The sequence below is a fragment of the Miniphocaeibacter massiliensis genome, assembly GCF_900232905.1.
Taxonomy (GTDB): Bacteria; Bacillota; Clostridia; order Tissierellales; family Peptoniphilaceae; genus Miniphocaeibacter; species Miniphocaeibacter massiliensis.
Window position 1 is genome coordinate 414808 of the sequence record NZ_OCTQ01000001.1, and the last position, 12826, is coordinate 427633.

11 protein-coding genes are annotated in these 12826 nt (G+C 27.6%); all 11 read right to left on the minus strand.

The genetic code is table 11. The features are described 5' to 3' along the window. Positions 1-128: 128 nt before the first annotated feature. The 11 genes from asnS to CS899_RS02160 all read right to left on the minus strand — a co-directional run bounded on the left by asnS (position 129) and on the right by CS899_RS02160 (position 12826). Positions 129-1514 (minus strand): asparagine--tRNA ligase, encoded by a 1386-nt coding sequence (gene asnS, locus CS899_RS02110; protein WP_099203311.1) that lies wholly within the window; start codon positions 1512-1514, stop codon positions 129-131. Positions 1515-1518: 4 nt separating this feature from the next. Further along, complete coding sequence (locus CS899_RS02115; protein WP_099203312.1) at positions 1519-2835, minus strand: replication-associated recombination protein A; 1317 nt, start codon at positions 2833-2835, stop codon at positions 1519-1521. Between the two features lie 85 nt (positions 2836-2920). Beyond that, entirely contained in the window at positions 2921-3370 is a 450-nt protein-coding gene (gene nrdR / locus CS899_RS02120; protein WP_099203313.1) for a transcriptional regulator NrdR, read from the minus strand. Between the two features lie 3 nt (positions 3371-3373). Continuing rightward, on the minus strand, positions 3374-4471 hold the full coding sequence (gene ftsZ / locus CS899_RS02125) for a cell division protein FtsZ (protein ID WP_099203314.1): 1098 nt from the start codon (positions 4469-4471) through the stop codon (positions 3374-3376). A 374-nt stretch (positions 4472-4845) separates the two neighbouring features. Next, complete coding sequence (locus tag CS899_RS02130) at positions 4846-5595, minus strand: cell division protein FtsQ/DivIB (RefSeq protein ID WP_099203315.1); 750 nt, start codon at positions 5593-5595, stop codon at positions 4846-4848. Then, on the minus strand, positions 5588-6691 hold the full coding sequence (gene murG / locus CS899_RS02135; RefSeq protein WP_099203316.1) for an undecaprenyldiphospho-muramoylpentapeptide beta-N-acetylglucosaminyltransferase: 1104 nt from the start codon (positions 6689-6691) through the stop codon (positions 5588-5590). The genes CS899_RS02130 and murG overlap by 8 nt, the downstream gene beginning before the upstream one ends. Before the next feature lie 7 nt (positions 6692-6698). After that, the gene (ftsW, locus tag CS899_RS02140) at positions 6699-7808 is read right to left on the minus strand and encodes a putative lipid II flippase FtsW (RefSeq protein WP_164995819.1); all 1110 of its coding nucleotides are present in this window, start codon (positions 7806-7808) and stop codon (positions 6699-6701) included. A 5-nt stretch (positions 7809-7813) separates the two neighbouring features. Then, positions 7814-9151 carry a UDP-N-acetylmuramoyl-L-alanine--D-glutamate ligase gene (gene murD, locus CS899_RS02145; RefSeq protein ID WP_099203318.1) on the minus strand — a complete coding sequence of 446 codons (1338 nt, stop codon included), beginning with the start codon at positions 9149-9151 and terminating at the stop codon, positions 7814-7816. 9 nt (positions 9152-9160) lie between these two features. Further along, positions 9161-10129, minus strand: a complete 969-nt coding sequence (gene mraY / locus CS899_RS02150) for a phospho-N-acetylmuramoyl-pentapeptide-transferase (RefSeq protein ID WP_099203319.1) — start codon at positions 10127-10129, stop codon at positions 9161-9163. A gap of 88 nt (positions 10130-10217) precedes the next feature. Next, on the minus strand, positions 10218-12377 hold the full coding sequence (locus tag CS899_RS02155) for a penicillin-binding transpeptidase domain-containing protein (protein WP_099203320.1): 2160 nt from the start codon (positions 12375-12377) through the stop codon (positions 10218-10220). 47 nt (positions 12378-12424) lie between these two features. Further along, positions 12425-12826: a cell division protein FtsL gene (locus CS899_RS02160; RefSeq protein WP_099203321.1), complete on the minus strand. Its 402-nt coding sequence runs from the start codon at positions 12824-12826 to the stop codon at positions 12425-12427.

Below are 12826 nucleotides of genomic sequence, written 5' to 3' on the forward strand. Positions count from 1 at the left end.
ATAAAATTACGTAATAAACACTTACAAGTAATTAAATTATAACCTTATTCACAATATGATAAGGTGAGAGCGGATAACTCTACTTAATCAACATTAACTATTATAATATCAATATAAATAATTGTCAACTAAAAATCACAATGACCAACTGTCCTTGGGAAAGGAACCACATCCCTTATATTTGTCATACCTGTTAAGTACATTAACATTCTATCAAATCCAAGTCCATATCCACCATGCCTTGTAGTTCCATATTTTCTCAAATCTAAATACCAATCATAATCTTCTACATTTAAACCAGCATCTGATATTTTTTCTTTTAGTACATCATACCTATACTCTCTCTCACTACCACCTATCATTTCTCCAACTCCTGGCACTAAAAGATCTGTAGCTGCAACAGTTTTTCCATCTTCGTTTAATTTCATATAAAATGCTTTTATTTCCTTAGGATAGTCAGTAATAAATACAGGACCCTTGACTACTTCTTCACTTAAGTATCTTTCATGTTCTGTTTGTAAATCTATTCCCCATTTAACAGGGTAATTAAATTTGACATCTGAATTTTCTAGTATTTCTATAGCTTCTGTATATGGTAATCTCTTAAATTCACTATTCGCAACTAATTTTAACCTGTCAATTAATCCTTTATCTATAAAACTATTGAAAAAATTCATTTCTTGAGGACATTTTTCAAGTACATATGTTATTAAAAATTTAACCATATCTTCTGCTAAATTACATACATCTGATAGTTCTGCAAATGCTATTTCTGGTTCTATCATCCAAAATTCTGCAGCATGTCTTGTTGTATTTGAATTTTCCGCTCTAAAAGTAGGACCAAAAGTATATACATTTCTATGAGACATTGCAAACGTTTCAACTTGAAGTTGACCACTTACTGTAAGATTTGTTTTCTTTCCAAAGAAATCTTCTGAAAAATCTAAGTTTCCTTCTTCATCTTTCGGTAAATTATTTAGGTCTAAAGTAGAAACTTCAAACATTTCACCTGCGCCTTCTGCATCTGAAGCTGTAATTATTGGAGTGTGAACATATACAAATCCCCTATCGTTAAAGAATTTGTGTATAGCATAGCTAAGTTCAGATCGAACTTTAAATACTGCATTAAAAGTATTAGTACGAGATCTTAAATGAAGAATAGTTCTTAAAAATTCAAAAGTATGTCTCTTTTTCTGAAGAGGATAATTGTCTGTTGAATTACCTTCTATAAAGATGTTTCTAGCCTGTATTTCATAAGGTTGCTTTGCATTAGGTGTTTCTACAAGAACTCCTCTTACTATAATCGCACTGCTTAAGTACAATTTATTTACTTCTTCAAAATTTTCAAGATTTGAATCTACAACTATTTGTATTGGTTTAAATTGAGTACCATCATTCAACTCTATAAAACCTAATTTTTTTTGAAATCTTGAATTTCTAATCCATCCTGCAACCTCAATTTCTTTGCCAATATATTTTTTATAATCTTTTTCTAAATCTTTTAATAATATCAATTTATTACTCCCCCTTTAATTTATCTATATATTCTTTTATATTTTTTTCATAACCGTTTTCTGTTGGCTTATAATATCTCTTTTCATTGTAATTCATAGGAAAATATCTTTGTTTCACATATGAGTTTTCAAAATCATGTGGGTACTTATATCCTATTCCGATCCCTAGATTTTCTGCACCCAAATAATGAGAATCCCTTAAATATTGAGGAATATCCAAATCAGGATTTTCATTTATATCTTTCGTGGCTTCTTCTATTGCCAAATAAGATTTATTGCTTTTTTTAGCTGTTGCTAAATATGTGACTCCTTGTGCTAGATTTATTCTAGCTTCCGGAAGTCCTATTATTTCAACTGCTCTAAATACATTGTTAGCAATCGTTAGAGCATTTGGGTCTGCATTTCCAATATCTTCTGAAGCAAAAATCACCATTCTTCTAGCTATAAATTTAGGATCTTCTCCTGATTTTAACATTTTTGCTAAATATAGTATAGATGCATCTGGATCTGAACCTCTCATAGATTTTATAAATGCAGATATTGTATTATAATGATAATCTGCATTTTTATCATATAAATTAACTGATGAATCAATAACAGACTCTTTTATTACTTTATTATTAATTTCTATAACACCATTTGTAGGTTCCGTTGAAAGAACTGCTACTTCCAATGTATTTAGAGCATTCCTTACATCTCCAGAAGATAATCTTGCTATGTATTCTAAATCTTTGTCAGTATATCTAATTTTATAACTACTCAAAATTTTATCTATATTTAGAGCTCTTTGCAAGATTTTAACTAAATCATTATCTTTCAAACTTTTAAGATGAACTATCTTACATCTTGATAGTAATGCTTTATTTACTTCAAAATAAGGATTTTCAGTAGTAGCTCCTATAAGAGTTATTAATCCATTTTCAACGTGAGGTAACAGTGCATCTTGTTGTGACTTATTAAATCTATGGATTTCATCTATAAACAATATCGTTTCCTTATTATAAAAGCTTAAATTATCCTCAGCATTTTTAACAACTTCCTTAATATCTTTAACTCCAGATGTTACCGCCGATAATTTTTCAAATACTTTTTTTGTTGTATTAGAAATAATCATAGCCAATGTTGTTTTTCCAGTTCCTGGTGGGCCATATAGAATCAACGAACCAATCCTATCTATTTTTATTAGTCTATTCAAAGGACTATTTTTATATAAAATATGCTCTTGACCATAAAAGTCATCTATTGTTAATGGTCTTACTCTTTCTGCAAGAGGAGCATTAAATTTCAATGATTTTTTTTTACTATATTCAAACAAGTCCATAATATTCTCCTCATCAAAGCATTATATTAAATATTACCATATATTTATTTAATATAAAATAAAAAAGAGACTTTATTCAAGTCTCTTATTCTTTTACTTTTTCTATTTCATCATAAAAAGAATTTACATCTTTAAATTCTTTATATATTGAAGCGAATCTTACATATGCCACTTTATCTATTTCTAGAAGTTTTTCCATTACTTTTTCTCCTATAAAAGAAGAAGGTACTTCTTTGAAATTTAAATGATTAATTTCTATCTCTATCTCTTTTGTAGCTTTTTCTAGAATTTCAACAGGTACTTTCCTCTTGTAGCATGACCTAATCATTCCTTCTAGTATTTTGTTACTATCGTAAGTTTCTCTTTCTTGATTTTTTTTAATAACAATTAAAGGGCTTGCTTCATATTTTTCGTAAGTTGTAAATCTTTTTTTACAAACATTACATTCTCTTCTTCTTCTTATAGACGTTTCAGATTCTACCTGTCTAGAATCAACTACTTTTGAGTCTAAAGCATGGCAAAAAGGACATCTCATTTACTAGAAACCCCTTCTTTTTAAGAATGAAGGTATCTCAAGCTCATCTGAGATTGGTTCACTCTTTTCTTCTGATTCTTCTCTTGTTTCAGCTTTAGGTGCTACCTTTTTAGCTTTTAAAGGTGATGATGTAGATTTGCCTAATTTTTTGTCATTAAATCCTGTTGCTATAACTGTAATTTTAATATCATCTTTTAATTCTTCATCAATTCCTGCTCCAAATATAATATTCGCATCAGGGTCTACTGCTTCTCTAATTAATTCAGCAGCTTCATTTACCTCAAACAATCCTAAATCTGAACCAGTAACGTTAATAAGAACAGCTTTAGCACCATCTATAGATGTTTCTAATAATGGACTCTTAACTGCAGCTCTAGCTGCTTCTACTGCTCTATTTTCACCGGTAGCTCTACCAATACCCATATGTGCTATGCCTTGATCAAACATTATTGATTTAACATCTGCAAAGTCTAAGTTAATTAGGTTAGGTACTGCTATTAAATCTGATATACCTTGAATACCATCTAATAATACTTCATCCGCCATAGCAAAAGCTTCTGACATAGTGGTTCTTTTTTCAGCTACTTGTAATAGTCTGTCATTTGGTATTGTTACCAAGGTATCAACCTTATCCTTTAATGCTTCTATACCTTGATCTGCTTGCAATTGTCGTTTTCTACCTTCAAAAGTAAAAGGTTTAGTTACTACACCAACTGTTAGTATTCCCATTTCTTTAGCAATTTCTGCAACAACTGGAGCAGCTCCTGTTCCAGTTCCTCCTCCCATACCTGCTGTTACGAATACCATATCTGAGCCTTGTAGAGCTTCAACAATATCATTTCTACTCTCTTCTGCAGCTTTTTGACCTACAGATGGATTGGCACCAGCTCCTAAACCTTTTGTTAACTTTTCACCAATTTGCAACTTTGTTTCAATTGCACTTGTAGTTAAAATTTGTCTGTCTGTATTTATGGCTATAAATTCTACTCCTCGAAGTCCGCTTTCATGCATTCGCATAATAGCATTGTTACCACCGCCACCTACTCCTACTACTTTTATTTTTGCAAGTTCGTCATTATTTACTTCCATCTCAAAACTCATGTTCATCCTCCTAAATTTTAATCAATTACACTTATAACCTAATTATATTTGTATTTTCCGAAAAATACAAATATAATTAGGTTATTTTTGAGAAAATCAATATTTCCACAGATTTCCTGTTTTGAATTTATTTTTTTGTATTATCCATATCATTATTTAAATTTTTTATAATTTTACGCATTTATTAGGATTTTTCTTTTGTACTTTAAGTACTTTTTTTATTAATTATATTGAAACATACTTTAATTTGGATTAAAAAATTTTTTTGGCTATAAAAATTTTTTTGTTACTTTTGTTGATTTTCATATTTTTCTGTACTAATAGAACAAAAAAATAAACCGACACAATATAGCTAATCGGCTTATTTTAGACTATTATTCGCTAATTATAGGGTTCTTTATTTCTTTAATATTTATTTCTTTAATATTTATATTATCAGTACCAACTCTAGTCAAAATATCATTTAATTTATCAATTTTTTCAGTTAAGTTGTTGATATCACCTAAAAATATATTAATTTCTTCCGTTTTTATAACAATATTATCTGTATCTGAAAAATCATATTCTATTATAGTTATACCATACTCTTCTATTTTCTCAAAAATAAATTTTATATTTTCATCTTGAAATATACTTACTCCATCATGTAAAGGTTCCAAGCTAACTCCATAAATAATTGGAATATTCTTAGGTTCCTCTTTAGTTTTTCCCTCTACGAATCCATCTACATTGATAAAATAATAATTATCCTCAGATTCTTTTATATATGCTACATTTCTATTTTCTACAATAGATATATTCAATGTATCTGGCATCTTTTTTTCAACTTTTACAGCTTTTATTTTATCATTTAGCAAATTATTTTCTATATCATTCTTTTTAATAAATAATATATTTTTATTAAATACCTCTAATTTTTTTAATATTATTTCTCTAGAAACTTTATCATTTCCACTTATTTCTATTTTCTTAACAGAGAAAACTTTATCTATAAAAAATATTAATAATCCTATAATTATACAAAATATTAACATAGAAAAAAACTTCTTATAAAAAGGAACCTTTTTTCTATGTCTTTTTCGTAATTTTCTATTATCTCTTTTATAATAATTTCTTCTATCCATTTATATCCTCTATAATATTATCTATTATTTCTTTTGCAGAGTTTGGAGTTGCAAGACTTTTAACTACTTTCCTCATTTTTTCTAAACTTCTGTCATCCTGTAGAATAGCCATAATATTATTATATAATACTGAATAATTTAAATTTTTTTCTAGAATCATTTTGCTAGCACCTATTTTTTCATACTCTAAAGCATTATGGACTTGATGGTTTTCTGTAGTATAAGCTTTAGGTATCAATATACTTGGAATGCCAACATACGCTAACTCAGCTAATGTAATAGCTCCAGAACTAGTTATTACTAAATCTGCTACACTATAAGCTTTTTGTATATCGTCTAAGTATGCAAATACTTTTATGTTTTGTTCTATACTATTATCAATTTTGGATAAAAAATCTTTATAATATCTGTCTCCTGTTACATGTACAATTTGAAACTTGCCTTTTAACTCTTTATTTTTTATTAAATCATTTATGGTTTTATTTAATATATATGATCCATTGGATCCACCAAATGAAAAAACAGTCTTAATATTCTTTTTAAGTCCATATTCCTCTATAGAAGATTCTCTAATAGAAGATAAATTCTTAAATCTATTCCTTATTGGATTCCCAGTTTTTATTGCTCTCTCTGTGTTTTTAAAATATTTTAAACTCTCTTCAAATGTTATAAAATATTTTTTAGCAAACCTTGAAAGAATTCTGTTTGTAAGCCCTGGATAACTATTTTGCTCATGAAAATATGTTTTATATTTCATTCTTGATGCATTATATAAAACGGGCCCTGTTACAAATCCACCTGTTCCTAATACAAAATCTGGGTTAAAATTTTTAATTATTTTTTTAGATTCTTTCAACCCATATATTAATTCTTTCAATGCAATAAAAGATTTTTTATTAATTTTTCTAGGAAGCCCCTTTACTCTTATTTCTTCAAAATCTATACCCATTTTAGGAATTATTTTTGATTCTAAGCTTCCTACACTTCCTATATATTTTATTTCAATATTTTCATATCTTTTTTTTAATTCTTCTATTAGTGATACAGCAGGATAAATATGTCCACCTGTTCCTCCCCCTGTGATAATAACTTTCATAATTAAATTATCTCCTTTGAACATTTTTAGATATATTCAAAATTATACCTATTAAAACCATATATACGATTAATGAACTACCACCATAACTAATAAAAGGTAATGTTAACCCTGTTGGAGGTATTAATCCTAAAGCTACAGAAATATTTGTAAATGCTTGTAATCCTATCAGAAGCATTATACCTATAACTAAAAATTTAGCAAAAACATCTTCTAATTTAAATGATATACTTATTCCTACATATATAAGATAAACATATAATAGTATTATTAAAATAGCTCCAATAAATCCTAATTCTTCGCAAATTATAGCGAATATAAAATCATTATGTGCTTCAGACAAGTAACTAAATTTATGCCTACTTCTTCCTATGCCAGTACCAAAAAACCCTCCATAACTTACTGCAAATAAAGATTGTGCTAGTTGCCATCCCTTATTGGTAAAATCTTTCATGGGATCTAACCAAGCTTCAACTCTACTCATTCTACTATATGCACTGTTTGGTTTTAATATCGCAAATACAGTAATACCCCCTACGCCAAATACTGCAGTAGCAAAATATCTTAAATTTATACCTGCTATAACAAACATTGCTACTACCGTACCAAGAATAACTAAAGTTGTAGATAAGTCAGGTTGAAGAAATACTAATCCACCAGATATACCTCCAAATATAATCATAGGAATAAAACCGTACTTAAAAGATTTAATTTGTTTATAATTAGAGGCTATGTATTTTGAAATTATAAATACTGTACCTATTTTTAAAAAATCTGACGGCATTATAGTCGTAAAGCCTAAATTTAACCATCTTTTTGCTGAATAAGTTTTTTCATCTCCTACAATTAAAACTATTATTGATAGAATAATTGTTAATATAAATAATACACCTGCATACTTCTTGTAAATTCTGTAATCTATTTTTGAAACTACAAATATTATTACAAACCCCAATAAAGAAAATTTAAATTGTTTCTCAAAAAATTCATATGAATTTTTACCAAGTTTATTTGCATAAGGCCAACTTGAACTAGCTATCATTATTAAACCAATTAAAATAAGTATTATTGTAACGCTTAATATTCTTTTGTCTATACTAGCTTTGTTTTTTTTCAACAAGATCACCTTATTTCGTTAACAAGTTTCTTAAAATGCTTTCCTCTTTCAATATAAGATTTATACATCCCCCAACTTGCATTGGCTGGAGACAATAATATTATATCTCCACTTTCTGAAATTCTATTTGATAAATATACCGCTTCTTTCATATCCTCTGCTAAATAGATATTTTTAATACCATATTTTACAGCTGATTTTTTCATTTTATCTTTAGTTTCCCCTAGTAATACTAAAGATTTTACATTACTTGGAAAATTTTCAAACAATTCATCAAACTCTATTTTTTTATCATATCCACCTGCAATTAATATTATAGGTTCTTTAAAAGAATTTATAGCCTTAGTAGTTGAGTCTATATTCGTTCCTTTTGAATCATTAAAATATTTAACTCCTTTTACTTCTCTTACAAATTCTATTCTATGTTCTACTGCTTTGAATGTTTTACAACCTTTTATTATATACTCAAAATCTATCCCTAGCTCTATTGCCATTCCTATTGCTATTAAAGCATTTTGAATATTATGCATTCCTACTATTTTTAAATCATTTATATTTAGTAATTCCATTTTATTGTTTCCATATTTATATATAACATTATCATTTTCTAGAAATATACCATTTTTTAATATCTTTCTAGTAGATGTACTTAATATCTTAGATGATACATTTTTTGTTATCTCTACAATTTTATTATCATCTGTATTAATAACTAAGTAATCTTCTTTTGTTTGATTCTTAAATATATTACTTTTAGAATTTACATAATTATCATAACTTCCATGCCAATCTAAATGATCAATGGATATATTTATTAAACCAGCTACTTTTGTCCTAAAAGTAATTGTATTTTCAAGCTGGAAACTTGAACTTTCTATTACAAAATAGTCTACATCATTATTGTTGTAAATTTCCCACAACATACCTATACCAATATTCCCTATTACCATAGACTTTTTGTTTGATGAATTTATTATATTGTTCAATAACATTGAAGTCGTAGTTTTACCATTAGTTCCAGTTATAGAAACTAAATTTCTATTTGGAAATAATCTATAAGCTAATTCTAAATCACTTATTACTTCAATATTCAATTTTTGAAATTTTTTGATTAATTCATTAGTTGGTGGAATTCCTGGACTTTTAACTACTATATCTATTTTTTGTATATCAAATTTTTTAATATTTTTTATTAATCTGTAATTAAAACTTTCTAATTCTTTTTCTAAATTTGTGTAGTCTTTAATATTTTCATCATATGCATATACAGTGTTTCCAAATTTTGATAAAGTTTTTATTGTAGAAATTCCTGTTAAACCTAACCCTAAAATAAAATATCTCATAAATCCACCTTATAAAAAAGATATTAATGTAATTATAGATAATATTACACTTAAAATTGTAAATCCTGCTACAATTTTAGGCTCTTTATATCCTTTTAATTCATAATGGTGATGTATTGGTGACATTAGGAATATTCTCTTTTTGTTTCTGTATCTGTAGCTTAACATTTGGAGTATTACAGATCCTGTTTCTATTACATATACTCCACCTATTATCACTAAGTACAAAGACATATTAAAAATTATAGCTACCATAACCAAGGCTCCGCCTATTGCCATAGAACCAGTATCTCCCATAAATACCGCTGCTGGATTAGAATTATATACTAAAAAACCAATTAAGGCTCCCATAAATATAGCTGTGAAAAGACTTATATCAGATTTTAAACTCATAGCTATTATAGTTAGTGCTGCAAATACAGGAATAGTTACAGATGTAGCTAAGCCATCTAAACCATCAGTAATGTTAGTAGCATTAACAGTACCAATCATAATAAATGCTAATATTGGATAAGCAAAAACCCCTAAATTAATTTCGAAATTAAAAAAAGGTATAATAAATGTTCCAACAGGTTTTATCGAAACTTTAGAAGCAAAATATATAAGTAAAAAACTTATAATAATTTGAAAAATTATTTTTTGCATTTCTGTTAGCCCCAATGATCTTTTCATAACTAACTTAAAAAAATCATCTACAAATCCAACTAATCCAAATCCTAACATTCCCAATATAACTAATATATTTTCATAATTATATCCTTTAAAAATAACTAATGTTATTAATGTTGAAATTATAAAAACTATTCCTCCCATTGTTGGAGTACCTGCTTTTGAAAAATGAGCTTTTGGCCCATCTTCTCTTATGCTTTGTCCAATATGTGCTCTTTTTAATAATCCTATAATAAATTTTCCTAATACCAAAGATAATATTAAACTAGTTAATATTGGTAATAAAATTTCTTCTTTAAATAAATCCATAACTCTCTCCTTTACTCAACTTATCTATTATAACAAATAATTGAGCATAATAATAAATATAGGCAAAAGTTTTAACTTTCGCCTATTTTTATTCGTAAATTAATTCTAAACTGCTCCCAGACTCTACAAGCTCACCTGCTGAAGGATTAGTTTTTAAAACTTTTCCTTTAGATATATCACCTTTATTAACTAACTTCAAGTTAACATCTTCTAATCTTTTCTTAACATCATATTCCGAATAATTTTCTAGGTTTGGAACTTTTATCAATGCTTTCCCTGTATCATCAGCTGCTAAGTCTACTACAGTATCTTCTTCAACTTTCGTCCCTTCTTCTATAGACTGACTTGTAATGATTATAGAATCATCCATTGTTGTATTTTCTATGTTTATTCTTAAATTATTGTCTTTTGCTATTTTAATTGCTGATTTTAATGTTTCTCCCGTGAAGTTAGGAACTTTTATTTCTTCTTCTTCCTTATTTATATCAACTTTTTTATCTATGTTTTGATAATCAATTATTTCTTTAATTATTTCTCTAGATATAGAACCTGCTACGGAATTCCCAGAATTTTGTCCTTTAGGCTCATCTACTACTACTAGAATGGAATATTCTGGCTTTTCCATAGGAAACACTGAATAGAATGATGCAACTGTTTTTTCTGATGTATAAGCCCCATCATCGTCAATTTTTATGGAAGTACCTGATTTGCCTCCTATACTATAATTTGCCATCTTTACAGCACTAGCAACTCCATTTTCTACATTATTAACCATTAATTCTTTCATCTGGTCACTTGTATCAGAAGATATTACTTGTCTTTTTATTTCTTTTTCTACTGTTTTATCTTCTTCATCACTTTTAATTTCTTTTACCAACTTGGGGGTAATTATATATCCCCCATTTACGACAGCATTTGCTGCTGTAATCATTTGTATTGGTGTAACAGATATTCCATGTCCATATGACATTGTTGCTAATCTTACTGGTTTTATTTCTTCTATATTGTTTGGAATCAACCCTGTTTCTTCTGCTCCAATATCTATACCTGTTGTTTGTCCAAACCCAAAAGCTTTTAAATATTCATAAAATTTATTTGTTCCTATATCTTGTCCTATTTGTACGAAACTCGGATTACAAGAATTAGCTAAAGCTTCTTTTAAAGTTTGTTTTCCATGCGGTTCAAACCAATTTACACACCTAATTGTAACACCAGGTATTTCTTTATATAGTCCATTACAATAATATTCTGATTTGCTATTACTTGTATTTTCTTCTATAGCTATTGCAGAAGTAATTAATTTAAAAACAGACCCCGGTTCATAAACATTACTAACTGAAATATTTCTCCATATATCATAATATTTATTAAGTTTTTCTTCACCTTCAAGTTTTCCTATTTCATTCTTTTCTTCTTCTGTTCTACCTTCTCTTGGGTTATTAGAATTATACCTAGGAAAATTTTCCATAGCTAAAACTTCATTTTTGTTTACATCTGTAACTATTATGGAAATACTTTTCGGGTTAAATTTATCATATGCATCACTTGATGCTTTACTAACGATATTATTTATGGTTTCATCTATAGTTAGGCTAATATCACTACCTGCTGTAGCGCTATATTTTTCATTTTTATCATATGAAATTATATCTCCATCTCTTGTACCAGTATATAAATTCAATCCTGGCTTTCCCTTTAGAATATCATTATATTTGCTTTCAATTCCATATTGACCTTCATTATCTGAATCCACAAATCCAAGTACATAGGACAAAGAACTTTCTAATGGATAAGCCCTGCTATTCTCTACAGAGATAGATAAACAATTTAATTTAAGGTCCTTAATTTTTTTCGTTTCTTCAGGGGTTAATTTATTTGATACTTTAACTCTCTCTTTGCTATTTAATATTTCTTCAATCTTATCATCGCTTAATGATAAGATATCCCTTAATGCCGATTGCAGTTTTATTTTATCTGTGTCCGATATATTCCCTGGAAAATAATATAAGGAACTTATTTTTATAGATTCAGCAAGTATTTTCCCATTTCTATCATATATATTTCCCCTACTTGCTGGTATTTCTATTGTTTTTAGTCTTTGTTCTGAAGCTAAACTCCTATATTTGGAATTATATAGCCATATCAATCTTACAGCAAAAACTAATACTAATAGCAAACATATAAAAAATATGTATGTAGTTCTAGTTTTAAAATTTCTATTAAACCTTTTTTTTGAATTACTATCCATCTTTACTTCCTAACTATTATATATTTCCTCTATTTTACTATATTTTACTATTTTTCTGTAGGGATATATATATATTGATCTTCTTTTGGATAGTACATTCCTAATTTATTTTTTGCAATATCTTCAATTCTTTCTGTTGAAGAATATTTTTCTACTTCAAATTTATAATAATCTCTTGTTGCCTCAAGTTCTGTTATCTCTTTATTTAGCTTTGTTATCTGAGCGCTTGCTCCACTAGTAGTCATATAACTTTGCAAAGTAATACCTACCATAAATAAATTTATTCCTAAAATAGACATCAAAACAATTTTTTTACCTATTATTTTTGACTTAACTTTAACTTTTTTCCTTACCCTATTTTTTTCTCTTGGTATAGGAATCGCTGTATTTCTTACAGCGTCATCTATATAAATATCTTCATAAATATACTCATAATTACGTGCTTCCAT